Genomic DNA, 26339 nt, shown 5'->3' with positions numbered 1-26339 from the left:
TAGATTGGGTTTAACTCAACCAAAAACGGAAAACCAAAAAGAAAACTAAGGCCAAAACGCCGGCCCAAACCAGCAGCATGAATCCGGCTACTGCCTGACCCAAGCGGTAAACAGGATTTTTGCGTTCGTCTTCGATTAGGGGATTAGGTGTATCGTGCGGTTTGTCGGACATGATGAAGCTCTGATTGAATTATTGAATAAAAGCGTAAGGGTACGCCGATAGAAGCAAAGATTCAAGTGGGAATGATTATTGATAGAAGTCTTCGTCTTCATTCCACGCGGTTTTTAAGGCCGTCTGAATGGTGTCGGAGCCAAAGCCGCGATAGGCAAGGAAACACGCTTGTTTTTGTTTTTCTTTCAAATCTTGAGCTTCTTGCTTGAATTTTTTACGCAAGACGGAAATGGCGGTTTGCAGCTCGTCTTCCCTATCGGGTAAGAACTCCCGACAGTCGTCTGCATTGATACCTTGTTGCGCCAAGGCTTGCTTGAGGCGGAGCGTGCCATAACGGTTGCTCTTGCTGTGAATATAGGCTTCTGCGTAACGTTGGTCGGATTGCCAATTTCGTTCGGCGAATTCGTCCAAAACCTTTTCCAATTCTTCTTCACTTTCAGCGTGTGGGGCCAGTTTGCGTTTCAATCCAACACGGCTGACTTCCTGACGGGAAAGAATATCCAAGGCGCGGGCGCGTAAGGTTTTGGGAGGTTTCATGGGGATATGGAGGGGGAGGGATTTTAACTACATTGAATTACATTTAAGACGGCCTGATTGGGTGAAAGCACCGAAAAGGCCGTCTGAAAATAAAGCCGAATTATTCTTCGTCTTTGTTTTTTTGCGGTTGCAGATTTTCGTAGATTTCAGGCAGGGCGCGAATCAACAAATCAGGTTTGGTCGCTTTGTCTTGAGAGAGCAAGGTCATGTCGCCGTAGCCGAATGTTACGCCGACGCTGAAGCAACCGGCCGCTTTGGCGGCAATAATGTCATTTTTAGAGTCGCCCACCATCAGCATATTGGCAACGTCGATGCCCAAAACTTCGGCCGCATGTTGAAGTGGCAATGGACTGGGTTTTTTCTCGGTCAGGCTGTCGCCGCCAAGAACCAGGCTGAAGTAGCCATCGAGATTAAGCTGTTTCAGCAACTCGGCAGCCAGAATTTCATTTTTGTTGGTAATGACAACCAGAGGAATACCCAAGGACTTGAGCAGGCCGAGGCCGGCTTCGGTTTCAGGGTAGGGGCGGGTAAAGTCGCTCAAGTGCTCGCGATAATATTGCATAAAGAACACAAAACCTTTTTCCCAGATTTCATGATCGGCTTCTTTTTCACGATCATTGGTAATGACGCGATGAACCAACTTGCTGATGCCGTCGCCGACATAAATTTCAACCGTTTGGGTAGGTAAAACAGGTAAATCCAAGTGTGCGCACATGGCTTGGGCTGCTGCGGCCAAATCAGGAACGGAATCACATAAGGTACCGTCCAAATCAAAAGCAACGGCTTGAACGTGTTCTAAAGCAGCAGTGGTCATTGAGTAACTTTCTGTCATATTATTTAAGCGGTTATTCTAACATTATTTGCCTGATTTGCCGATGTTTTGCTGATTCTTTAAGGGATATTTGGTTAAATTGTTAACAATTTTTGCTGGTGTAAGTCTGTCAACCTGTTTGTAATATGGCAAGAATTTTGTCAACAAAAAGGGTGGTTTGGTAGGCATTAAAAAACAAAGGGTTTGTGTGTGTTTTTGAATGATTTGATGAGCATTTATACTAGGCCGTCTGAAAAATTTCCGGCTAGTGTGCCGATATTTTCAGACGGCCTCAAACTAAATTCATATATAAATGAATAGATTTGCTTTTTATCGACTACATGCTATTACATTTTTGTCCGTTTTTGTATATAGTAACGGGTATGGCTCTCGTCTAATCATATGTATGAAAAGGAAAAATACATGTCCGCATCTGCTGTAAAAGAAACGCTGAATCCGTTTGAAATTGCGCAAAAACAAGTGAAAACTGCCTGCGACCGTCTGAATGCCGATCCAGCAGTATTTGAAATCTTGAAAAAGCCGCAACGTGTTTTGGAAGTCAACTTCCCTGTCAAACTCGACAACGGTACAGTAGAAAACTTCACCGGCTACCGTTCACAACACAATAATGCCGTCGGCCCTTACAAAGGCGGCGTGCGTTTCCATCCCAATGTGAATATGGACGAGGTTAAAGCCCTGTCTATCTGGATGACCATCAAATGCTGCGTGGCAGGTATTCCTTATGGCGGCGGTAAAGGCGGTATTACTTTGGATCCGCGTAACTATTCTGAAGCGGAATTGGAACGTATCGCCCGCGCTTATTCCGAAGCTATTTCTCCGCTGATCGGCGAGAAAATCGATATTCCTGCCCCTGACGTGAACACCAACGGCAAAATCATGTCTTGGATGGTTGATGCCTATGAAAACATAGTGAAACATTCTGCACCAGGCGTGTTTACCGGCAAACCGGTTGAGTTTGGCGGCTCCTTGGCGCGTACCGAAGCTACCGGTTACGGCGTAAACTTCGCCGCCGTCCAAGCTTTGGAAAAACTGGGCAAAGACGTGAAGGGTGCTACTTACGCTATTCAAGGTTTCGGTAACGTGGGCTACCACACCGGTTACTATGCACACAAAGCCGGTGCGAAAATCGTTGCCGTATCTACTGTTGACGTTGCCATCTACAACGAAAACGGCTTGGATATGGAAGCAATCATCAAAGAATTCCAAACCAAAGGTTTCATCACCAACGAAGCCGGCTACGGCAAAGAAATCAGCAATGCCGAACTTTTGGCTCTGGAAGTGGACGTACTCGCCCCTTGCGCTCTGGAAAACCAACTGACTTCTGAAAACGCCGGTAAAGTCCGCGCGAAAATCGTGGTTGAAGGCGCAAACGGTCCGACTACTCCAGAGGCAGACGTTATCCTGCGTCAAAACGGCGTATTGGTTGTTCCTGATATTTTGGCAAACTGCGGCGGCGTGGTTGTATCCTATTTCGAATGGGTACAAAACCTGCAAGGCTACTACTGGGAGTTTGATGAAGTTCAAGAGAAAGAAACCGTTGTCCTACGCCGTGCGTTCCGCGATATTTGGAACTTGGCTCAAGAATACGATGTCGATCTGCGTACAGCTTCCTACATGATGAGTATCCGTCGTGTTGAAAAAGCAATGAAACTGCGCGGCTGGTATTAATCATTTGACCGATAGCTAAGAGTAGGCCGTCTGAAACCTGTTTTCAGACGGCCTTAATGTTTTTGATAAGAGCCTTTACAAATTTTAATCCACCTTGATTCCATTTCATTCAAACTCAGCTATAATCCCCTTTTTTGACCTTTCCGGAAAAGACATAATCATGAACAAAACTTTCAAATTCAGCGCATTGGCTTTGTCTGCTTTGTTGGCACTGACTGCTTGCAACCAAAAAGACACTGCCGCTAAAGACGCCCCTGCTGCTTCCGCAGCTTCAAATGCGGCTGCAGATGCTTCTGCCATCGGTTCTACTGCCCAACAAGCCAGCTACGCGATGGGTGTGGACATCGGCCGTTCATTGAAACAAATGAAAGACCAAGGTACGGAAATCGATTTGAAAGTCTTCACCGAAGCCATGGAAGCCATGTTTGAAGGTAAAGAAGTCAAAATGACTGAAGCCCAAGCTCAGGAAGTGATGATGAAATTCCTGCAAGAGCAACAAGAAAAAGCCACTGCCAAACGTGCTGAAGATGCCAAAGTAAACTTGGAAAAAGGCGAAGCGTTCTTGAAAGAAAACGCGACTAAAGAAGGCGTGAAAACCAGCGCTTCCGGTCTGCAATACAAAATCATCAAAGAAGGCGAAGGCAAAAAACCGACTAAAGACGACATCGTTACCGTTGAATACGAAGGCCGTCTGATTGATGGTACTGTATTTGACAGCAGCAAAAACAGCGGCGAACCTGTAAGCTTCCCTGTAAGCCAAGTGATTCCAGGTTGGACTGAAGGTATCCAGCTCTTGAAAGAAGGCGGCGAAGCAACATTCTACATCCCTGCCAAATTGGCATATCGTGAAGTTGGTGCCGGCGATAAAATCGGCCCGAACGCTACTTTGGTATTCGACGTGAAACTGGTTAAAGTCGGCGCGCCTGATGCCGCTGCACAACAACCTGTACAAGTTGACGTACAAAAAGTTCAATAATCCGAATCAAGGCTTACGCCCTTAAACAACGGATAAAAGGCCGTCTGAAAAATTCCGTTTCAGACGGCCTTTGTTCCAAACAAGCAAGGAATTATGATGAAAAATATCGTCATCCTTATTTCCGGACGCGGCAGCAATATGCAGGCGATTGTGAATGCCAATATTCCTGATGCTAACATTGCAGCCGTATTGAGCAACAGCGAAACCGCAGCCGGATTGGCATGGGCGGCAGAGCGCGGTATTGCCACCGACAGTTTGAACCATAAAAACTTCGACTCGCGTCTGGCATTTGATCAGGCCATGATGGAAAAAATCGATGCCTATCAGCCGGATTTGGTTGTATTGGCGGGCTTTATGCGTATTTTGACTCCGGAATTCTGCGCACATTATGAAAACCGCCTGATAAACATCCATCCGTCCATCCTGCCTTCTTTCACCGGTTTGCATACCCACGAACGCGCATTGGAAGCAGGTTGCCGAGTGGCAGGCTGCACCATCCATTTCGTGACGCCCGAGCTGGATTGCGGCCCAATTATTTCACAAGGCATTGTTCCTATTTTGGACGGCGATACCGCTGACGATGTTGCCGCACGCGTGCTGACGGTTGAACACCAGCTTTTCCCGCAAGCCGTTGCCGACTTTGTTGCAGGCCGTCTGAAAATCGAAGGCAACCGCGTTTTGAATGCACAACGCAATGCCGCCGGTCAAAGCCTGTTGGCTTAATTAAAACACCATACACACAAGGAAAACATCATGAATCCGATTAAAACAACCCTGCTGACACTTTCCCTGCTCACTGCCTCTATCGGCGCACAAGCCGCTGAATTGCCGCAATCTGCCGTTTTGCAATACTCAGGCAGCTACGGTATTCCTGCGACCATGACCTTCACACGTAGCGGCAACCAATACAAAATCGTCTCTACCATTAAAGTACCGCTTTACAATATCCGCTTTGAATCCGGCGGCAGCATCAACGGCACGACCTTGCATCCGTCTTACTACAAAGATGTACGCGGCGGCAAAGTGTATGCCGAGGCCAAATTCTCCAGCGGCAATATCACTTATGGCAAAGCCGGTGATTTGAAAACCGAAAAATCCGGCCCGGCCATGGACTTGTTCACTTTGGCATGGCAACTGGCCGCCAATGACGTGCGCCTGCCGTCAGGTTTGAAAATTACCAACGGTAAAAAACTGTACACCGTCGGCAGCATGAACAAAATCGGTAGCGAAAGCTATAAACTGAACGGTGGTACAACGCCTGTGAGCAAATATCGCGTCCGCCGTGGCGATGATACCGTTACTTACTCTTTTGCTTCCGATATCGACAATATCCCTGCGCAAATCAGCTATACCGATGACGGCAAAACCTACAACCTGAAACTGACCTCTGTTAAAATCAACGGTAAAGTAGTGAAACCGTAATCTTTATTTGCTCAAACAAGAAGGCCGTCTGAAAAGTTTTCAGACGGCCTTTTATCTTTACAGTAACACAATATCGTATTGTTCCTGCGTGTAGGCGGTTTCTACTGCCAGCGAAATCGGCTTGCCGATAAAGTCTATCAACATTGCCAGCGATTGCGATTCTTCGTCTAGGAACAAGTCGATGACATTCGGAGCGGCTAAAATACGGAAGGCTTGGACATCGTAGCGGCGCGCTTCGCGGACGATTTCGCGTTGGATTTCGTAGCACACGGTTTGTGGCGTTTTCAGACGGCCCCGACCTTGGCAGGAAGGGCAGGGTTCACAGAGGATTTGGTTTAAGTTTTCACGCGAGCGTTTACGGGTCAGTTCGACAAGGCCAAGACTGGTAAAGCCGTTGAGGGTGACGCGGGTGCGGTCGAAACTGAGTGCCTTGGCAAGTTCTTGCAGGACGGCTTCACGGTGGACTTCCTGCGCCATATCGATGAAGTCGATGATGATGATGCCGCCGAGATTGCGCAGGCGAAGCTCGCGGGCAATGGTGTGGCAGGCTTCGAGGTTGGTGCGGAAGATGGTTTCATCAAAATTGCGCGCGCCGACAAAGCCGCCGGTGTTGACATCAATGGTGGTCATGGCTTCGGTGGACTCGATGATGAGGTAGCTGCCGAAGTTGAGGTTGACGCGCGGTTGCAGGGCGCGGGCGATTTCCTGCTCGATGTTGTGGGTTTCAAATAAGGGGCGTTCGCCTTTGAACAGCTCGATTTTGCCCAATGCACCTTGAACGTATTGTTCGGCAAACTGGGTCATGCGGCGGTGGTTTTCGGTGGAATCGACCAGGATTTTGTGCGTATCGAGGCTGAACATATCTCGCAAAACGCGTAGGCTCAAAGGCAAATCTTGATAGAGCAGGGTTTCAGGTGGTTGGATTTTCGCTTGTTTTTGAATGTGTTCCCACACTTTGGTCAGGTAGTTGATGTCTGATTGCAGTTGGGCATCGGAGGCGTTTTCAGCGTTGGTGCGGATGATGTAGCCGTGGCAGGCATTTTCGGGCAGCAGGTTGTTGAGGCGCTCCCTCAAACTGCTGCGTTCGGCATCGTCTTCAATGCGTTGAGAAATGCCGATGTGGTCTTCTTGCGGAAGATGGACGAGGAAACGGCCGGCCAGTGAGATTTGGGTGGACAGGCGCGCACCTTTGGTATTGATGGGGTCTTTGATGACCTGAACCAAGACGGACTGGCCTTCAAAGAGCATGTGTTCGATGCGTTGGGTTTCGTCCGGATTGCGGCGTTGTTCGAGGACATCGACGATATGTAAAAACGCGGCACGTTCCAAGCCGATATCGATGAATGCGCTTTGCATGCCGGGAAGGACGCGTTTGACAACGCCCAAATAAATATTGCCGACCAAGCTGTGGCCGCTGTTGCGCTCGATGTGCAGTTCGCAGATATTGTTCTCTTCTAAAACGGCTACACGCGTTTCTTGCGGCGTAATATTGACGAGGACGGTTTCGGATGGACGCACGGCGTCCTTGGGGATGGGAATTCCTGAAAGCATGGGGATACCTGATTTTGAATAGAAAAACTTTTGCGATGTGTTCTTCTCCACAAAACAAATGGCAAAAGTCATTCTGCGAAAGCGCTTATCATACTTTAATTATGGTTTTTCCGCATCTGCACAAATGTTTATGGCCAAGAGGCCGTCTGAATGTTTTTTACGACCGTACGGCGGGAATACTTGTAAAATAGCACCTATGCCCATATAGTCATGAACATTGGTATTTTGGAAGAAATCATGCAAACCGTTACTGTTTATACCGGTCCATATTGCCCGTACTGCACCATGGCGAAAAGGCTGTTGCAGGCGGTGGGTGTGAAAGAAATCAACGAAATCCGCATCGACGGCAATCCGGAAGTTTTTGCCGAAATGCAGCAGCTTTCCGGCCAGCGCAGCGTGCCGCAGATTTTTATCGGCGACACCCATGTCGGTGGCTTTACCGATTTGTACCGCTTGCAGCAGGAAGGCAAGTTGGACGAATTACTGAATCCTTAACCCTTAACTTAGGAAAATAAAATGAGCGAAGAATTGCAACCCGTATTCAGCGTTGAGCGTCTGTATGTAAAAGACTTGTCTTTGGAAGTGCCTCACGCACCACAAATCTTCTTGGAACAAGGCGAGCCTGAAGTGGATATGCGCGTTTCTACCGGCAGCACCAAACTGGAAGACGGCTTCTACAGCGTTGACGTTACCGTGACCGTGACTGCCAAACTGAACGAAGAGCGCACCATGTTCTTGAACGAAGTAACCCAAAGCGGCATCTTCCGTCTGGAAAACATTCCTGAAGAAGACGTACAACTGCTGCTGGGCGTTGCTTGTCCAAACATCCTGTTCCCTTACGCACGCGAAGCCATTTCCAACAGCGTAACCCGCGCCGGCTTCCCACCTGTACTGCTTGCTCCGATCAACTTCGAAGCAATCTACGAAGAACAACAGGGAGCTAACGCTTAATCGCGTTATACCTAAATTAAGGCCGTCTGAAACATTACGTTCAGACGGCCTTTTTGTTTTCGGATAAAATACAGCAAACTTTCAATCAGCTGCCTTTTAAGATGACGCCCGAAACCCAAAAACAGCTCAAAATTACCGATGTTTCCGCCAAGAAACTCGACAAACTCAACATCCATACCGCATGGGATTTGGTGTTGCACCTGCCGTTGCGTTACGAGGATGAGACGCACATCATGCCGATTAAGGATGCGCCGATCGGCGTGCCGTGTCAGGTCGAGGGCGAAGTCATCCATCAGGAAGTAACGTTCAAACCGCGCAAGCAGCTGATTGTCCAAATCGCCGACGGTTCCGGCAGCGTCCTTTTTCTGCGCTTTATCCACTTTTACGCCAGCCATCAGAAACAGATGGCGGCCGGCAAACGCATCCGCGCCGTGGGCGAAATCAAACACGGGTTTTACGGCGACGAGATGATTCATCCCAAAATCCGCGATGCCGAGAGCAGCGGTTTGGCGGAAAACCTCACGCCGATTTATCCGACCGTAAACGGCTTGAACCAGCCCACTTTGCGCCGCATCATTCAGACGGCGTTGGACGTTACGCCGCTGCATGACACGCTGCCCGATGCCTTATTGGGTCGTCTGAAACTGCCGCACCTCGCCGAAAGCCTGCGCCTTTTGCATTCGCCGCCACCGAGTTTCACCATCCACCAGCTTTCCGATGGCGCGCTTCCTGCATGGCAGCGGCTCAAATTCGACGAACTTTTGGCGCAACAGTTGTCCATGCGGCTGGCGCGGCAGAAGCGTGTCAGCGGTACGGCGGCGGCATTGGGCGGCGACGGTACGTTGACTAATGCACTGCGCCACGCCTTGCCGTTTGCCCTGACCGATGCGCAAGAAAAAGTTGTTTCCGAAATCTGCCGCGATATGGTGCAAACCCATCCCATGCACCGACTGCTGCAAGGCGATGTCGGCAGCGGCAAAACCATTGTGGCTGCCTTGTCTGCTTTGACCGCCATTGAATCCGGAGCGCAGGCGGCTGTGATGGCGCCGACCGAAATCCTTGCCGAACAGCATTTCATCAAGTTCAAACAATGGCTTGAGCCGTTAGGACTCGAAGTCGTCTGGCTTTCCGGCAGCCAGCGCAAAAAAGCCAAAGACGAAGCCAAAGCCAAACTCGCCGACGGCACCGTCAAAATCGCCGTCGGCACGCACGCCCTGTTTTCAGACGACGTCGAGTTCCAAAATCTGGGCTTGGTGATTGTGGACGAACAACACCGCTTCGGCGTCGCCCAACGCCTCGCCCTCAAAAATAAAGGGCGCGACGTCCACCAGCTGATGATGTCCGCCACGCCCATCCCACGCACGCTCGCCATGAGTTTCTTCGCCGACTTGGACGTATCCGTTATCGACGAATTGCCGCCCGGGCGCACCCCGATTAAAACCCGCCTCGTCAACAACGTCCGCCGCGCCGAAGTCGAAGGCTTCGTCCTCAACATCTGCCGCAAAGGGCAGCAGGCATACTGGGTCTGTCCGCTGATTGAAGAAAGCGAAACCCTGCAACTGCAAACCGCTACCGAAACCCTCGAGCAGCTTCAGGCGGCATTGCCCGAACTCAACATCGGCTTGGTACACGGGCGCATGAAGGCCGCCGAAAAAGCCGAAGTCATGGCTCAGTTTGCCGCAGGCCGTCTGAACGTCTTGGTCGCCACCACCGTCATCGAAGTCGGCGTAGATGTGCCCAACGCCGCCCTGATGGTGATTGAACACGCCGAGCGCATGGGCTTGGCGCAGCTGCACCAATTACGCGGACGGGTAGGGCGCGGCGCGGCAGAAAGCGTGTGCGTCCTTCTGTTTGCCGAACCCTTGAGCGAACTCGCCAAAGCGCGGCTGAAAGTCATCTACGAACACACCGACGGCTTCGAAATCGCCCGCCAAGATCTCAACATCCGCGGCCCCGGCGAATTTCTCGGCGCGCGCCAAAGCGGCGTCCCCATGCTGCGCTTCGCCAACCTCGAAGAAGACCTGCACCTCTTGGAACAAGCACGTGAAATCGCCCCGATGCTGATTGAACAAAACCCCGAAATCGTCGAAGCGCATCTGGCAAGATGGCTTTCCAGCAGGGAAGGTTATTTAGGCGTATAAAATTTGCATGAAAAGAAAAAGGCCGTCTGAAATATTTCAGACGGCCTTATGATTTGCGTTGATGCAGCTTTTAGAAACCTTGCGCCAACATGGCATCGGCAACTTTGACGAAACCGGCAATGTTCGCACCATTGACGTAGTTCACTTTGTCGCCGACTTTGCCGTATTTCAGGCAGGACTCATGGATGCTGTGCATGATGTCAAACAGGCGGCTGTCCACTTCTTCGCGTGTCCAAGACAAGCGGATGGCGTTTTGACTCATTTCCAAACCTGAAGTCGCTACGCCGCCGGCGTTGGAGGCTTTACCCGGAGCGTAGAGGATGCCGGCTTTGATAAATTGTTCGACTGCGCCCAAAGTTGACGGCATGTTCGCACCTTCGGCAACCACATAGCAACCGTTGGCCAGCAGGATTTTGGCAGCGTCTGCGTCCAATTCGTTTTGGGTGGCGCAAGGCAGGGCGACTTCGGCCGCGATGTTCCACGGTTTTTGGTTTTCAAAGTATTGCAGGCCTTGTTCTTTGGCGTAAGTGGCCACGCGTTCGCGGCGTACTTCTTTCAGCTCGATCAAATCGGCCAGTTGCGCTTCGGTCATACCGCTGTCAGGGAAGAGGACAAAGCCGTTGGAGTCGGAAACAGTCAATACTTTTGCACCCAGTTGGATGGCTTTTTCGGCAGCGTATTGCGCCACGTTGCCGGAGCCGGAAATCAACACGCGTTTGCCTTCGATGCTGTCGTTGTGGGTTTCCAACATGGCTTGGGCAAAATACACGCAGCCGTAGCCGGTGGCTTCAGGGCGAATCAGGCTGCCGCCCCATTCGAGGCCTTTGCCGGTCAGGACGGAAGCAAATTCGTTGCGGATTTTTTTGTATTGGCCGAACAGATAGCCGATTTCGCGGCCGCCTACGCCGATGTCGCCGGCAGGAACGTCGGTGTCGGCGCCGATGTGGCGGTAGAGTTCGGTCATAAAGGCTTGGCAGAAGCGCATTACTTCGGCATCGGATTTGCCTTTAGGATCAAAGTCGGAACCGCCTTTACCGCCGCCCATAGGCAGGGTGGTCAGCGCGTTTTTGAAGACTTGTTCAAAAGCGAGGAATTTCAACACGCCCAAATCGACGGTAGGGTGGAAGCGCAAGCCGCCTTTGTAAGGGCCGATGGCGGAATTCATTTGGATGCGGTAGCCGCGGTTGACTTGGACTTGGCCTTTGTCGTCCATCCAAGTGACGCGGAACATAATCACGCGCTCCGGCTCAACAATGCGCTCAAGCAGGCTTTGTTGGGTGTATTTCGGGTTTTTCGCCAAAAACGGATCCAAACTCATAAACACTTCTTCAACGGCTTGATGAAAGGGTTCTTGGTTGGGGTTGCGTTGTTTGAGATTGGTAAATAGAGTGTTCAGGTCGGTCATTTTTCTACTCCTATTGAGTGAGATATTTCAATATTTATGTTTTGAAATATAGCCGTAAAAATTTTACTTGCCAAGAAAAATTTTGCCTAGATTGTTGACATTATTTTTTCACTAATTTGTAAAAATGGAATTATATTTTAAATTTAACTAAAAATATTCAAATATATTTTGTAAAATAGATTTTATAAAAAATAAAATTCTAATCATTTAAATTGGAGAATACTGAAAAATTTTTTTGTAAAAATTTAATTCAGCTCAAAAATTTATGTAAATTAGTGCGGAATTGTCAAAATTGTTAATGAGTGTACTACGCGAATATAGGGAAGATTGCCTCATTGAAGACAGAGAGGCAGGCCGTCTGAAAATTCGGTACAATACACACGAAATTCCCACAACACATACATTAAGGAAACACATGAAAGCCTATCACGACCTTATGCGCCATGTTCTCGACAATGGTATCGATAAATCCGACCGTACCGGCACCGGCACGCGTTCCGTGTTCGGTTACCAAATGCGTTTTGATTTGAGTGAAGGCTTTCCGCTGTTGACTACCAAAAAACTGCATCTGCGCTCGATTATTCATGAGCTGCTTTGGTTTCTCAAAGGCGATACCAATATCAAATACCTGAAAGACAACAACGTTTCCATTTGGGACGAATGGGCGGACGAAAACGGCGATTTGGGCCCGGTTTACGGCTACCAATGGCGCAGCTGGCCTGCACCTGACGGCCGCCATATCGACCAAATTGCCAATGTGGTGGAACAAATCAAGAAAAACCCCGACTCGCGCCGCCTGATTGTATCGGCATGGAATCCGGCTTTGGTCGACGAAATGGCCTTGCCGCCTTGCCACGCGCTGTTTCAGTTTTACGTTGCCAACGGCAAACTGTCCTGCCAGCTTTACCAACGCAGCGCCGATATTTTCCTTGGCGTACCGTTTAACATCGCCAGCTACGCATTGTTGACCATGATGATGGCGCAAGTATGCGGCTTGGAAGCCGGTGAGTTTATCTATACGTTTGGCGATGCGCATTTGTACAGCAACCATATCGAGCAGGCTCAACTGCAATTAAGCCGCGATTTCCGAAGCCTGCCGACCATGAAAATCAACCCTGAAGTCAAAGACTTATTTGCCTTCAAATTTGAAGACTTCGAGTTGGAAGGCTATGATCCGCATCCGCACATCAAAGCAGCCGTATCGGTGTAATTCAAATTAAAAATAAAAGGCCGTCTGAAACTTCAGACGGCCTTTTTATTTGATTTGAGTTGTCAGATTTTCTCTCAACGGATAAGCGTATTTCCGTTAAAATACGCCTTCTTTTCCGATTCGAAACATTGCCATGAGTCTTACTCACATCAAACTCTCCGGCTTCAAATCTTTTACCGACCCGACCACGATTCATGTTCCGGGGCAGCTTGTTGCGGTTATTGGGCCGAACGGCTGCTGCAAGTCGAATGTGATTGACGCGGTGCGCTGGGTGTTGGGCGAGGCTTCGGCGAAGCAGCTTCGCGGCGAGAGTATGCAGGACGTGATTTTTAATGGTGCGGCAACGCGCCGTCCTGCACCGAGGGCTTCGGTGGAGCTGGTGTTTGACAACAGCGACCACAGTTTGCAGGGTGCGTGGGGGCAGTATGCCGAGGTGAGCATCAAGCGGCAACTGACGCGTCAGGGCGAATCGACTTATTTCATCAACAATCAGACCGTGCGCTGCCGCGTATAGAAACAAAGTAGTACAAAATTAATCAATAATAATATCATTGCTTTGAAACTTAGTCAAAATGAGGCAACGCTACAAATATCATAAGATTGTATAACTCTTTGAATTTTAAGTGAAGTGTAAGCAGTAGATTTCCATAGAATTTTCAAAGAAAGCAGGATTTGTTGTAGTTAAAGAATACTTCTAAAAACCACTGAAGATAATAAATGTACCGATAATCTAAAAAATTACACTGCTTGATAAATTGTTATAAACTTATTATGATAAACTAGTAATTTGAAATAAAAATAGCAAAGCGATACGCTTTGGTATAGCACAAAGATTTATTATTAAGGTGGTAATCAATTTGCTGTGGATATTTCAGAGATCTTTCCCCTTAGGCTTACGGTAACGCAGTAATTTTTTATTTAAGTCGTATTTTTCACATTTGCCATCGATTTCTAAAGGAACAAAACATGCGTATTAAAAAAACTAGCTCGATTATGACAAAAAATAATAATCATCAATTGAGTACAGCATTAACTACTCTTACTTGAAAAACTAGCTCGATTATGACAAAAAATAATAATCATCAATTGAGTACAGCATTAACTACTCTTACTTGTATGTTGGCAGGTATGTTTCCGATATATACCCAGGCAGCATCGATTTATGGATGTGATAGAAGCTTTTTTAGCAATGAAAATGCCGACGGTTGCTCTGTATCAGTGGGATTAGGTCAGAAAGTAGATGGCTCCGTTACTGGTGGCAGTGCCCACAAAGGCTCGGCTAATAATAATCGTGTCAATGTTGCACACAGCGCACATGTTTCGGGCGCTATTCGTGGTGGAAGATCGACTAAAAAAGAAACTAATCATAATGAAGTGGTGATAGGAAATAATGTCCAAATTGGTACGGAAAAAGATAATGGATTTGTTTTGGGCGGTTCATCGAGCGAATCCAGTGCTATTTTCAATGCTGTGCGTATTGGAGCTAATGCAATAATAAATGGTTTTGTTGAAGGTGGTTCTGCTAGTGGCGTAAAGACAGATGAGGCCAGCCGCAAAAATATTGAAATAGATTCCTCCAGCAACAGTGTTCATATTGGAGATAATTCGGTTGTAACAGGAAGTGTCTCTGGCGGTTCGGATGGGATGCTATCTTCCTTCAACGAAGTCTTAATCGGTAACAATGTCAGGGTAGGTCCGAAACTTCCCGATGAAGAGTTGGTCCGTGGTGGAATTGTTACAGGCGGCAGCGCAGGACATCAAACTAATTATGTTCCTGTTGTCACTAACTCCAATGTTGTTCGTATCGGAGATGATTTTTATGCCGGACAAGTATTAGGTGGTAGTTCAGGCAAAGAGTCCAGTGTCATCCCTGATAATACAGAAAACGAAAACCGCGTGACTATCGGAGACCGTAGCAGAATATTTAATGTTGTTGCGGGTAGTGGCACAGAAAAAGCTATTGTAAACAAAAATGAACTCAGAATCGGTAAAGATGCAAATATTAATAGGATACGTGGCGGTGATGCTTGGAATGGCAGCAATGTTTCTGAAAATTTGGTAACGATAGGTGCAAACCTGACTGCTGATGAGGTTATAGGCGGTCAAGCTGGCTTGGAGAGCGAGGCAAACAACAATACTGTCATGCTCGGCCGTAATGCGACAGTGAGAGATAAGCTTGTCGGAGGGGTGGCAGTCACACGTGCAAATGGCAATAAAGTTCTGCTTAATAGAGATTTCAAGATTGCCAACCTCTCAGGAGGGGGGGCAACAGAAGAAGCTAATAATAATATCGTTACGCTTTTGGGCAGAGGCGAAGTTTCCGGTGTGCTCTATGGTGGTGTCAGCAGTAATAAAAGTGCCGGTAATACGTTAAATTTGGGTAACATCAACGAACCGATAGAAATGAACAGCATATCTGCTGGTAAAGTTGGATATTTCAATACCTACAATTTTTATCTGCCCAACAATACCCGTAATCAAGATATCGCATTGAAACTGTTAGGTATTGAAGGGGATTTTGATTCAGTTATAGATTTGGGTAATGCTACCGTTAACAGCTATGTGCCGGGAGATACTGCTTTGAAAGCAGGAGATATTGTACATTTGATACAGGTAGATCCCACCAGGGAAATCGCATGGAAAGGGCAAGGAAAGGTATATCAAGGCGTTACTCTGACTCATGATTTGGCAGATATTAGAGTGGATGATCAGTCAAAAAACCTAGATTTAGTATTCCAAAAAAATAACATTAAGGACAGCATAAACGTTCCAGCTAACAACAATGGCTCTGTGAATAATACTGGTACAGGGAATAAGAACAATGCCTCCAACAATACTGACACCACAATGCCATCTGCTAATGTAAACCCAAAAACTAAATCTTTGTTGCAAGGTCGTTTGGTTGCGCCAGCGTTGATTAATGGTGGTTCAGCTTACCTTTTGGAAGGCGGTTTGGAATCATTCTATCAAAATACCAATGTAGATAAAAACAAAGCAAATATCGGCTCTAACGGCTTTGCCAATGTCCGTGCCGATAACCGTGAAGTAACGACAGGCAGTCATGTAAAACTGAAAGGTATGACATTTGATGCAGGTTATGCATGGAATAAACCTTTAGGCTTGGGTAATCTAACATATGGTATTGCTGCTGAATACGGTTATACTCGTTATACATCACATTTGGACGACGGCACCAGAGGTAAAGGTAAGGCTTGGTACTTAGGTGCAAATACATTTGGGAATTATTTGTGGAACAATGGCTTGTATATGCAAGGCAGCCTTCGTGCCGGTCGTGTTTCAGGAGACTACCGCAGTAACGATTTCGTGCATGCTAATGGCAACCAGGTCAACTATGACAGTAAATCCAATTACATAGCGGGCCATATCGGTGCAGGTAAGATTTGGCAGCTAGGCAGTCTAAATTCATTAGACACTTATATTAAATACTTTGACTCCCATACATCTAGTGATAAAGCTAAGTTGAATTCAGGTGAAACATATCATTTTTCTTCAGTTCGTTCTCAAAGAGGCCGTATTGGTGTGCAATATAACCATCAGTTAGCCAAAACAAAATTGCATTTTGGTTTAGCTCATGAACGAGAATGGAATGGTCATGTACGTGCTCAATATCAAGGCTTATCCTTACCTAGTCCGACTATGAAAGGAGGGACCACTTTGGGTGAAGCAGGAGTAAATTACCAATTGGGCGGTAAACAATTGAATACGGCCTTGCAGGTTTACGGCGGTCGCCAACGAGGTGCAGGTCTTCATTTGGGCGTTAAATTCTGATTAACTCATGGAATTGATACTTATTTGAAACAATCTGCAACGGTTTCGTCAACGACGTTCTACGCAGATAATCTTCAAACTATATCTTTCCAGATGACATTAAAACCTGAATCCAGTGAAAACTGGACTCAGGTTTTTTCATTTTTGATTTTTAAATTTCCATCTTCATATCTCTCATCAATAAAATAAGAATATAATATTTATGCATTAAATAAACTCAAGATGCAAAAATCAAAATGCAAAGCGTACTAAGCATGCACTTCGTAAGCTAGAGCGTAATTTCGTTTTACAGGCATAATACTTCCATGATTGAATTGTCGGTTTCTTCTACTGTTTTAGTATAAAATCCCACTTTATTTTTTTCCCGTCCTTATCTCATGCGCCTGACCCACATCAAACTCTCCGGCTTCAAATCTTTTACCGACCCGACCACGATTCATGTGCCGGGGCAGCTTGTTGCGGTTATCGGGCCGAACGGCTGCGGCAAGTCGAATGTGATTGATGCGGTGCGTTGGGTGTTGGGCGAGGCTTCGGCGAAGCAGCTTCGCGGCGAGAGTATGCAGGACGTGATTTTTAACGGTGCGGCGACGCGCCGTCCTGCACCGAGGGCTTCGGTGGAACTGGTGTTTGACAACAGCGACCACAGTTTGCAAGGCGCGTGGGGGCAGTATGCCGAGGTGAGCATCAAGCGGCAGCTGACGCGTCAGGGCGAATCGACGTATTTCATCAATAATCAGACCGTGCGCCGCCGCGACATTACCGATTTGTTTCTGGGTACGGGCGTGGGTGCGCGCGGTTATGCCGTTATCGAGCAGGGGATGATTTCGCGCATCATCGAAGCGCGGCCGGAGGAGTTGCGCGCCTATATCGAGGAAGCGGCGGGCGTGTCCAAATATAAGGAACGCCGCAAGGAGACGGAAGGTCGTCTGAAAGACACGCGCGAGCATTTGCAACGCTTGGGCGATTTGCAGAACGAGTTGGCGCGTCAGGTGGAAAAGCTGGAGAAACAAGCCGAAACCGCCGAACGCTACAAATCCCTGACCGCGCAGTTGAACCAACAACAGGATTTGCTCGATTACGCCCAATGGCAGCAATCGCTTGCCACCGCCGACAAAGCGACCGCGCAGCATCAGTCTTTGCAGGCGCAGCAGGACGAAACCGCCGCTCAGGTTCAGGCGTTAAATGACGAAGTACATGCCTTGCAGACCGCAGAACAGTCGCAGCAGCAGGCGGTGCATGAATTGAGCAACAAACGCGGTGTGTTGCGCGAGCAGATTGCCCGTTTGGAAGAACAAATCCGCCATCAGCAAAACCTGCACCAACGCATCGAACGCGACAAGCAGGCGGCGCAGGCGCAGATGCAGCGCATCCATCAGGAGCAGCAGCAAATCCGCGTGCAGCTTGAAGAAAACGAGTTGCAGGCGGAAGAAAAGCAAACCGAATTGGCGGAATGGGCGATGCAGGTTGCCGAACATGAAGAGCGTCTGCCCGAATTGGAAGAAGCCCAAGCCACGCTCAACGCCGCCTTCCAAACCCAGCAGGACGAGGCGAACCGCATCCGCCGCGAACTGGCGTTGAAGCAACAGCAGCTTGCCCATGCCGAACAAACCGTTGCCAAACACGAAGAGCGCAAAGGTCGTCTGAAACAGGAAAACCAAGCCCTGAACCTGCCCGACGAAGCCGAAACCGCCGCCGCGCAGGAAGCTGCCGCCTTGTTGCAAAGCCAGCAAGAGCATTACGAAGAACAAATCATTGCCGCCGAAGAAGCCTTACACGCCGCCCGCGAAGCGTTTCAGACGGCTTCAAGCCGCTTCCAAAGCCTGAAGCAGCGACACATCACCTTGCAGGCGCAGCAGCAGGCGTTGTCGCAAATCCTGTCGCAACAGCAGGAAGCCGCCGACTTCTGGCAAGCAACCGACCACGCCGCCGCGCCGCAACTGTGGCAACACATCACCGCGCCCGCCGAGTGGCAGCACGCCTTGTCCGTCATCCTTGCCGAACGCCTGCACGCCCGCAGCGTACCGCACGGTTTCGTTCCGCCCGCGCCTTTGCCGCAAGGGCGGGCGGCATGGCTTTCAGACGACCTCTCCGGCGGCATCAAAAAATCCCTGCCCGTACAGGCATTGCTGAACCAAATCCAAGCGCAGCCGCCGTTTCAGACGGCATTGCACCACTGGCTCGACGGCGTATTATGCGCGCCCGATTTGAGTTACGCCCTCGCGCATCAAAGCGATTTGGGCGCACACCAAATCTGGCTTACGCCCGAAGGCCATCAGGTCGACAAAGTCAGCGTCCTGCTTTATGCCAAACCAGCGCAGGAAAGTCTGATTGCCCAAAAAGCCCGTCTCGACGGCATCGCGTCCGAACTGGAAAACCTCGCCCCCGAACTCTCCGCCGCCGAAGCCGCGTTCAAACAGGCAGAAGCCGCCGTGCGCTCGTCCGAAGTGCAGCACAAAAATCTGATGCAGCAGCAACAGCAGCACACGCGCCAATACAGCCAGGCGCAGCAACGCGCCGCCGAGCTTCTGGCGCGCACCAACCAAGGGCAAATCCGCCGCGAACACATCGAGCGCGAACTAGCGCAGTTGGCGGAAGAACAGACCGTGTTGCAACACACGTCCGACGGGCTTTCAGACGACATCGTTACTTTGCAGGAAGCCGCCGCCGAACTCGAACACCAGCAGCAAACCACCGCGCACAGCCGCCAAGAGCAGCAAGGTCGTCTGAAACAGGCGCAGCTTGCCCTGTTGGAAGCCAACCGCCAATACGGGCTGGCCGAAGTCGCCGTCCACAAACTCAACCAGCAAAAACAAAACTACCAGCAGCAAATCGCCCGGCTCGAGCAGCAAACCCTAGACTGGCAGGAACGCCAGCAAGAGCTTGCCCTCGCCTATGAAACCGAGTTCCAAAACGACGAGCAGCACATCAAGCTCGACGAGCTGACCGAAGCCGTACACACGCTGGACGAAGAATACATCGCCGTACAGGAAAAACTCGCGCAGATTCAGGAGCAGGGCAGGGAGCAATACGCCCGCGTACAAACCCTGCAAACCAAGCTGCCGCAGCTTCAGGCTGCCACCCAAACCGCCCTGTTGCAGCAGCAGGAAGCCCTGATTAACGCCAAACGCTACCATCAAAACCTGACCGAACGCGCCGCCGATTTGGACGCGCTCGAAGCGTTGGCGAAAGAATCGCCGAAAGTATTGAACAGCAGCATCGGCAGCCTCACCCAGCAAATCGAAGCCCTCGGCGCCGTCAACCTCGCCGCCCTGCAAGAACTCGAAGAAGCGCGCGAACGCGACGGCTACTACCGCAGCCAGAGCGAAGACGTGCAGGCCGCCATCACCCTTTTGGAAGAAGCCATCGCCCAAATCGACGACAAAACCAAAGCGCGTTTCAAAGAAACCTTCGATGCTGTCAACGGCAAAGTCCAAACCTTCTTCCCGACCCTGTTCGGAGGCGGCGAAGCCACCCTCAAAATGATAGGCGACGACCTCCTGACCGCCGGCGTGTCCATCATGGCGCGCCCGCCCGGCAAGAAAAACAGCACCATCCACCTCCTCTCCGGCGGCGAAAAAGCCCTCACCGCCATGAGCCTCGTGTTCGCCCTGTTCAGCCTCAACCCCGCCCCCTTCTGCCTTCTGGACGAAGTCGACGCCCCGCTGGACGACGCCAATACCTCGCGTTTCTGCAACCTGGTCAAAGAAATGTCGGCGCAAACCCAGTTCCTCTACATCTCCCACAACCGCCTAACCATGGAAATGGCGGAGCAGCTGGTCGGTGTAACCATGCAGGAAAAAGGCGTCTCGCGCGTCGTTGCCGTAGACATCAAACAAGCGTTGGAAATGGCGGAGCCGAATTGAGGTAAGAACAAAGGCCGTCTGAAAGAATGAGGAAGAAATCTATAATTTCATCTTCCCATTTTTTCAGACGGCCTTTTTGTATTGGATAAAGTGTTATTGTTTTGAAGTATTATCTTTGGCGCGTTGAGGCTGCCCCGAGCGTTGGTTGCTGCGGTTGACGGCATCACGCCATGCTTTGCGTTCCGCTTCGATTTTCGCGGCTACTTCGTGAACCATGGTTTCTTGTTTTTTGATGGCCGGCTCTTCCGGTGTGTTATCGGAAAAGTGGAGGCCGTACCACAAGGTGGCGAAAATGCCGCAGACGAAGATAACGGCAATCAGGCCGATGATGGCTTGTTTGCCGGCGAGGGGTTTTTCAGGGGGCGGGACGAGGATATCAAAGCAGTCGGCGCAATCGAGGGCGAAGCAGACGTTTTCGGCTTCTTTGCGGCCGCGTCGGCCTTCTGTGATGTTGAAGGAGATGTGTTGCCCTTCGGCCGGAAGGCGGGTAAGGGTGGTGAAGGCGGCAAGGGCAAGAAAGATTTCTTGGCCTGTGTCTTCTATGGTAGCGGCGCCGAAGCCGCGCTTGTTGTTCCAGCGAGTAATCGTTCCGTAATAGCGCATAATGTATGTGGGGATATTATTATAGGTAACAGTTTTTCTTTGGACTGATTTTAAATCAAAAAGTTTAGTTATTGTCTTAATTTTACACTAGATTTGTCTTGTTGGAAGCAGGTAGGCCGTCTGAAGGATTCCAGACGGCATGTATGGTTTATGCCTACTTATTAAGCACTTTTTGGAAGGTGTCGATCAGGTGTTGCGCAATGGCACGGCTGCCGAATTGTTGCAGGCAATCTTGGCGCAAACGGACGGGTTCGTATTGTGCATGGTTTTCGTAGAGGGTGAGCAATGCTTTGGTCAGCTCCGGGATGTTTTCGATTGGCACCAGCAGGCCGTTGTCGGAAGTGACGATGGACTCGGGGCCGCCGCAGCGTGTTGCGATAATGGGTAAACCTTGTGACAGTGCTTCGATATAGACGACGCCGAAGGTCTCGGTACGGCTGGCGAGGACGAAGGCGTTGCTGTGGCGCATGAGGTCTAGGGTTTGGTCGGTGGTCAATGCGCCGGTAAAGGTAACGGCGTGGTTGATACCTAAGTCGCTAGCCAGTTGTTTCAGACGGCCTTCTTCTGCGCCGCCGCCGCCGATTTTGAGTTTGAGCTGCGGATAGGTTTTGAGTGCTTCGGCAAAAGCAGGTAGGAGCAGGTCGTGGCCTTTGAGGTGGCGCAAGTGGGAGACGCTGCAGAAGGTGAAGTCTTGATTGTTTTTTTCGGGGAACTCGAAATCCTCTTCAAAATTGCCGCCCAGCATATTGGGCAGGTATTGCCAGTCTGTACCGGCGTAGGTTTTTTCGAGAATGCGGCAGAAATCACGGCTGACGGCGAACCGGGCTGCGCTGTGGCGCACGGCTTCGTGCATGGACGGCCATTGGTTTTTGCGGACAAGACCGCGTGAAATGGCGCTGCTGTGTTCGGTAATCACATAGGGAATGCCGTATTTTTTGAAGATGGCACAGGCCAAAATGGCGGCGTAGTTGACGCAATGGGCGTGAATTACGTCGGGTTTGCCGTTGTCGGCGATATAGGCTTCAAAAGCCTTCATGCCTGCGTTGACCCAGCGGATGCGGTCGATATCGACAACCGGACAGCGCGGGAAGAAATACATGCTGTCGTAGGCGTAAGTGTTGAGTCCGCCTTGCTGATGGCGGCGTAGGCCGTAGAAGCGCGAGAAGATGGTTTTCGGCTGGCTTCTCAAGTAGCGGAACATGGGTACGACCATGCCGATTTTCATGCCTTCGCGTTGCAGGGCTTGGGCTTGGAGGCGGAAAAAGATTCCGTCCACGTCAGTTTCGGAAGAAGGATACCAAGAGGGGATAACGACAATATGCATGATGTGTTTTTTATGGAAGTAGGTAACGGCGAGGCCGTCTGAAAAGAAAAGATATCTTTCAGACGGCCTTTTGTATGTTTAGTTCAATCAGTTGCCGGCAACCGTCATTTTGGAAACCAAGATGGAGCCGATTTGGTTGGACGAACGGCGTAATGCGTCGTCTGCCACGCCGATGATGTCGCGGTACATATCCTGCAAACGTCCGGCAATGGTGATTTCCTGAACCGGATAGGCAATGACGCCGTTTTCCACCCAAAAACCGGCCGCGCCGCGCGAGTAGTCGCCGGTAATGCCGTTGACGCCTTGTCCCATCAATTCGGTAACCAGCAAACCTGTTCCCATTTCTTTCAACAGGTCGGCCTGCGTGGCGTGGGTGTGGTTCAGATACAGATTGTGCGCGCCGCCGGCGTTGCCCGTTGTCTGCATGCCGAGTTTTTTCGCGCTGTAACTGCTGAGGAAATAGCCTTCGATGATGCCGTCTTTCACCACAAAACGCGGCTGCGTGGCCACGCCTTCGGCATCGAAATAAGTGCTGCGGAACGAGCGCAGGATATGCGGTTCTTCACGCAGGCTGAGAAACTCGGGCAGCACCTGTTTGCCGATGCTGTCAATCAGGAAGCTGCTTTGACGGTAAAGCGCGCCGCCGCTGAGTGCGCCGATAAGGTGGCCGATTAAGCCGACGGCGACAGTGGTGTCAAACAGTACGGGATAGCTGCCGGTTGGGACGCTGTGGCTGTTCAGACGGCGTAAAGTCCGTTCGGCTGCGGTTTTACCGCTGAGCTCGGGCGCGTCCATGTCTTCGTGACGGCAGGAAGAATCGTACCAATAGTCGCGCTGCATGCCGTGTTCGTCGCTGGCGACCACGCTGCAAGAAATGCTGTGGTGCGTGCTTTGCTGGTGTGCGGCAAAGCCGTGGGTGTTGCCGTAGACGTATTGGTAATGGCCGGTATGAACCGATGCGCCTTCGGAATTTTCAATGCGTTCGTCCGTTGACAGAGCGGCCTGTTCGCATTGTTTGGCCAAATCAATGGCGGATTCGGTACTCAAATCCCATTCGTGGTAGCGGTCGAGGTCGCCGATATGGGTTGCCATCAAGGCAGCATCGGCAAGGCCGGCGCAATCGTCTTCGGCGGTATAGCGTGCAATATCGATGGCGGCTTTGACCGTATCTTGCAGGGCGCGTTCGGAGAAGTCGGCAGTGCTGGCGCGGCCTTTGCGTTGGCCGACATAGACCGTAATGTCTAACGATTTATCTTGTTGGAACTCGATTTGTTCGATTCCGCCCAAGCGCACGCTGACGCTTTGGCCGAGCGACTCGCTGAAATCGGCTTCGGCCGAGGTGGCGCCGGATTGTTTGGCCAAATCCAGCGTGTGTCCGCACAAGCGCAACAGCTCGTCCGGTGTGTGGTTAAACAGCATAAAAAGGTTTCCTGACAGGGTTTTGCGGCATTTTAACCGTTTCAGACGGCCTCTGCAAAAATCGCACGGAAAGGCCGTCTGAAAACTGATAAAATAGGCAGATTCAGAAAATCAGGGAAACACAATGTTTGAACAAGAAGACGAATGGGTCAGCAAAACCCAAATGAAAAAGCAGATGAACGATTTGCAGGCTTTGGGTATGGAATTGACCAAGCTCTCCAGCGATACATTGAAAAAAATCGGCTTGGACGAAGACCTGTTCGAGGCAATTGCCACCTATAAAAAAATCACGTCTAACAGCGCACTCAAACGCCAAGCCCAATTTATCGGCCGCCTGATGCGCGATACCGACCCTGCACCCATCGAAGCCTTCTTGGCCAAACTGCGCGGCGACAATACGGCGCACAATGCCTTTTTGCAACGCGTCGAGCAGGCGCGTACCCGACTATTGGCAGACGATGGCGCGATTACCCAATTTATGGCCGATTTTCCGCAAGCCGACGCCGGCAAATTGCGTACCTTGATCCGCAACACCAAAAAAGAGCAGGAACAAAACAAACCGCCGAAAAACTTCCGCGCGCTGTTCCAAGAAATTAAAGCAGTGATGGAGGCCGGTCAATCCGATGCTTCAGAAGAAGGGCAGGATTGGGAGGAATAAACCTTAAGGCCGTCTGAAAACGGATTGCAGGTTTCAGACGGCCTCCTCCTTAAAATAAACGCTTCAAAAATATTAATTTTTCTCTATTTAATCCCACACACCATGTCCGTCAAAATCCAAACACGTTCTATTAATCCGACTGTTTTTAACGACTTGCTCACTGCCGGTACCGATCCTTTGATTGCGCGGCTGTGTGCTGCGCGTGATGTGCAAAGTCCGGCCGAGTTGGACGACAAACTTGCTGCGCTGTTGCCGTATCAAACGCTGACAAACTGCGAAGCCGCCGCCGGCCGTCTGGCGGATGCGATTGAGCGTCAGGAAAAAATCTTGATTGTCGCCGACTACGATGCCGACGGTGCGACGGCGTGTTCCGTCGGTATGAGCGGTTTGGCGGCGATGGGGGCGAAAGTGGATTTCCTTGTGCCCAACCGTTTTGAACACGGCTACGGCTTAACACCCGAGCTGGCTGAAATCGCGGCAGAGCAAGGTGTGGATTTGTTGGTGACGGTGGATAACGGTATCGCCAGCATTGCAGGCGTGGCGCGTGCGCAGGAATTGGGTTTGGATGTAATTGTGACCGACCACCATCTGCCTGCCGAAACCGTACCCGACTGCATCATCGTCAATCCGAACCAAAAAGGCTGCGGTTTCCAAAGTAAAAGCTTGGCGGGCGTGGGCGTGATTTTTTATGTATTGATGGCTTTGCGCGCCGAACTGCGCCGCCGCAATTATTTTTCAGACGGCCTGAAAGAGCCGAATCTGGGCGACCTTTTGGATTTGGTCGCACTCGGTACCGTCGCCGATGTCGTTACTCTAGACCACAACAACCGTATCCTCGTGTCTCAAGGTTTGAAACGGATGCGTTTGGGCAAAATGCGCCCCGGTATCCGTGCCTTGTTTGAAGTGGCGCGACGGGATTGGCGCAAGGCTCAGCCGTTTGATATGGGCTTTGCGTTGGGACCGCGCATCAATGCGGCCGGACGGCTGGACGATATGTCGGTCGGTATTGCCTGTCTGTTGGCGCGAGATGATGCCGAGGCGCAGGAACTGGCGGCGCAGTTAAACGACCTCAATATCGAGCGCCGCGAAATCGAGCAATCCATGCTACAAGACGTGCTGAATGATTTCCCTGAAACCCTGCCTTCAGGTCAGACGACTTTGGTGGCGTATCGCGACGACTTCCATCAAGGCGTGGTCGGTATTGTTGCCAGCCGCCTCAAAGACCGTTTTTATCGTCCTACCATTGTGTTTGCGCCTGCCGACAACGGCGAAGTGCGCGGTTCGGGACGCTCCATTCCCAATTTGCACCTGCGTGATGCTTTGGATTTGGTGTCAAAACGCCATCCCGATTTGATTTTGAAATTTGGCGGACACGCAATGGCGGCAGGTTTGAGCATACTTGAACACAATATTCGCGCGTTTCAGACGGCCTTTGAAGAAGCCGTGCGTGAGATGGTGTGCGAAGACGATTTGTCGCAAACCTTCATCACCGACGGCAGCCTGCCTGCCCGCGACATTACGCTGGAACAGGCGCAGAACCTTGCCCGACACGTTTGGGGGCAGGGCTTCGCGCCGCCGAGTTTTACCGACGAATTTCACGTCATCCGCCAGCAGCCTTTGGGCGCGGAAGGCAAACACAAAAAAGTCTGGCTGCAAAAAGACGGCTACGAATTTGAAGCCATGTTCTGGCGTTGCAGCGAAGACATTCCCGAATATATCCGCACGGTGTACCGCCCCGTTGCCAACGAATGGCGGAATAATCTCGAATTGCAGCTTTATATCGACTACTGGGAAGCCGCGTAAGCAAAGGCCGTCTGA

General features: G+C 50.3%; 20 protein-coding genes and 1 pseudogene. 13 read left to right on the top strand and 8 right to left on the bottom strand.

The annotated features are described in order from the left end of the window. Window positions 1-10: 10 nt before the first annotated feature. From ACTHTA_RS06480 to ACTHTA_RS06470, 3 genes are all read right to left on the bottom strand, one after another. Window positions 11-172, bottom strand: a complete 162-nt coding sequence (locus ACTHTA_RS06480) for a hypothetical protein (RefSeq protein ID WP_003686014.1) — start codon at window positions 170-172, stop codon at window positions 11-13. A gap of 75 nt (window positions 173-247) precedes the next feature. Next, on the bottom strand, window positions 248-709 hold the full coding sequence (gene recX, locus ACTHTA_RS06475; protein ID WP_308887718.1) for a recombination regulator RecX: 462 nt from the start codon (window positions 707-709) through the stop codon (window positions 248-250). Window positions 710-809: 100 nt separating this feature from the next. Then, window positions 810-1523: a phosphoglycolate phosphatase gene (locus ACTHTA_RS06470; RefSeq protein ID WP_308887719.1), complete on the bottom strand. Its 714-nt coding sequence runs from the start codon at window positions 1521-1523 to the stop codon at window positions 810-812. A 420-nt stretch (window positions 1524-1943) separates the two neighbouring features. Here ACTHTA_RS06470 and ACTHTA_RS06465 point away from each other — a divergent pair, with 420 nt between their 5' ends. From ACTHTA_RS06465 to ACTHTA_RS06450, 4 genes are all read left to right on the top strand, one after another. Next, window positions 1944-3209: a Glu/Leu/Phe/Val family dehydrogenase gene (locus ACTHTA_RS06465; protein WP_063076015.1), complete on the top strand. Its 1266-nt coding sequence runs from the start codon at window positions 1944-1946 to the stop codon at window positions 3207-3209. Between the two features lie 160 nt (window positions 3210-3369). Next, window positions 3370-4185: an FKBP-type peptidyl-prolyl cis-trans isomerase gene (locus tag ACTHTA_RS06460; RefSeq protein WP_250590313.1), complete on the top strand. Its 816-nt coding sequence runs from the start codon at window positions 3370-3372 to the stop codon at window positions 4183-4185. Between the two features lie 96 nt (window positions 4186-4281). After that, complete coding sequence (purN, locus tag ACTHTA_RS06455; protein WP_070749076.1) at window positions 4282-4908, top strand: phosphoribosylglycinamide formyltransferase; 627 nt, start codon at window positions 4282-4284, stop codon at window positions 4906-4908. A gap of 30 nt (window positions 4909-4938) precedes the next feature. Continuing rightward, window positions 4939-5607: a DUF3108 domain-containing protein gene (locus ACTHTA_RS06450; protein WP_440364443.1), complete on the top strand. Its 669-nt coding sequence runs from the start codon at window positions 4939-4941 to the stop codon at window positions 5605-5607. A 57-nt stretch (window positions 5608-5664) separates the two neighbouring features. Here ACTHTA_RS06450 and rng read toward each other — a convergent pair whose 3' ends face one another. After that, on the bottom strand, window positions 5665-7158 hold the full coding sequence (gene rng, locus ACTHTA_RS06445; protein WP_308887722.1) for a ribonuclease G: 1494 nt from the start codon (window positions 7156-7158) through the stop codon (window positions 5665-5667). Between the two features lie 237 nt (window positions 7159-7395). Between rng and grxC the strand changes: the two genes are divergently transcribed. The 3 genes from grxC (at window position 7396) to recG (ending at window position 10250) form a co-directional block, all read left to right on the top strand. Then, complete coding sequence (gene grxC / locus ACTHTA_RS06440; RefSeq protein WP_003684090.1) at window positions 7396-7653, top strand: glutaredoxin 3; 258 nt, start codon at window positions 7396-7398, stop codon at window positions 7651-7653. Between the two features lie 21 nt (window positions 7654-7674). Then, window positions 7675-8109: a protein-export chaperone SecB gene (gene secB, locus ACTHTA_RS06435; protein WP_003684095.1), complete on the top strand. Its 435-nt coding sequence runs from the start codon at window positions 7675-7677 to the stop codon at window positions 8107-8109. Between the two features lie 101 nt (window positions 8110-8210). Then, window positions 8211-10250, top strand: a complete 2040-nt coding sequence (gene recG, locus ACTHTA_RS06430) for an ATP-dependent DNA helicase RecG (RefSeq protein ID WP_440364444.1) — start codon at window positions 8211-8213, stop codon at window positions 10248-10250. A 70-nt stretch (window positions 10251-10320) separates the two neighbouring features. Here the strand turns inward: recG and gdhA are convergent, their stop codons facing one another. Then, on the bottom strand, window positions 10321-11655 hold the full coding sequence (gene gdhA, locus ACTHTA_RS06425; protein ID WP_308887724.1) for an NADP-specific glutamate dehydrogenase: 1335 nt from the start codon (window positions 11653-11655) through the stop codon (window positions 10321-10323). A 415-nt stretch (window positions 11656-12070) separates the two neighbouring features. On the opposite strand from gdhA, the gene ACTHTA_RS06420 reads away from it, so the two are divergent. The 4 genes and pseudogenes from ACTHTA_RS06420 to smc all read left to right on the top strand — a co-directional run bounded on the left by ACTHTA_RS06420 (window position 12071) and on the right by smc (window position 20517). Then, the gene (locus ACTHTA_RS06420) at window positions 12071-12865 is read left to right on the top strand and encodes a thymidylate synthase (protein WP_440364242.1); all 795 of its coding nucleotides are present in this window, start codon (window positions 12071-12073) and stop codon (window positions 12863-12865) included. A gap of 133 nt (window positions 12866-12998) precedes the next feature. Then, window positions 12999-13373: pseudogene (locus tag ACTHTA_RS06415) on the top strand (AAA family ATPase); the annotation flags it as partial. 554 nt (window positions 13374-13927) lie between these two features. Next, the gene (locus ACTHTA_RS06410) at window positions 13928-16654 is read left to right on the top strand and encodes an autotransporter domain-containing protein (protein WP_440364241.1); all 2727 of its coding nucleotides are present in this window, start codon (window positions 13928-13930) and stop codon (window positions 16652-16654) included. Window positions 16655-17031: 377 nt separating this feature from the next. Continuing rightward, on the top strand, window positions 17032-20517 hold the full coding sequence (gene smc / locus ACTHTA_RS06405; RefSeq protein WP_440364240.1) for a chromosome segregation protein SMC: 3486 nt from the start codon (window positions 17032-17034) through the stop codon (window positions 20515-20517). Between the two features lie 93 nt (window positions 20518-20610). Here smc and ACTHTA_RS06400 read toward each other — a convergent pair whose 3' ends face one another. The 3 genes from ACTHTA_RS06400 to pmbA form a co-directional block, all read right to left on the bottom strand. Then, window positions 20611-21120 (bottom strand): cold-shock protein, encoded by a 510-nt coding sequence (locus tag ACTHTA_RS06400; protein ID WP_070631351.1) that lies wholly within the window; start codon window positions 21118-21120, stop codon window positions 20611-20613. A 154-nt stretch (window positions 21121-21274) separates the two neighbouring features. Continuing rightward, on the bottom strand, window positions 21275-22444 hold the full coding sequence (locus tag ACTHTA_RS06395) for a glycosyltransferase (protein ID WP_308887727.1): 1170 nt from the start codon (window positions 22442-22444) through the stop codon (window positions 21275-21277). Window positions 22445-22531: 87 nt separating this feature from the next. Next, window positions 22532-23863: a metalloprotease PmbA gene (gene pmbA, locus ACTHTA_RS06390; RefSeq protein WP_440364239.1), complete on the bottom strand. Its 1332-nt coding sequence runs from the start codon at window positions 23861-23863 to the stop codon at window positions 22532-22534. A 124-nt stretch (window positions 23864-23987) separates the two neighbouring features. Between pmbA and yjgA the strand changes: the two genes are divergently transcribed. Both yjgA and recJ read left to right on the top strand, forming a co-directional pair. Further along, on the top strand, window positions 23988-24521 hold the full coding sequence (gene yjgA, locus ACTHTA_RS06385) for a ribosome biogenesis factor YjgA (RefSeq protein WP_137040466.1): 534 nt from the start codon (window positions 23988-23990) through the stop codon (window positions 24519-24521). Window positions 24522-24623: 102 nt separating this feature from the next. Further along, window positions 24624-26324: a single-stranded-DNA-specific exonuclease RecJ gene (gene recJ / locus ACTHTA_RS06380; protein WP_440364238.1), complete on the top strand. Its 1701-nt coding sequence runs from the start codon at window positions 24624-24626 to the stop codon at window positions 26322-26324. Window positions 26325-26339: the final 15 nt, after the last annotated feature.

Source organism: Neisseria sp. P0013.S005 (assembly GCF_051958425.1).
GTDB lineage: Bacteria > Pseudomonadota > Gammaproteobacteria > Burkholderiales > Neisseriaceae > Neisseria > Neisseria subflava.
This window is presented reverse-complemented; position numbering and strand designations above follow the sequence as displayed.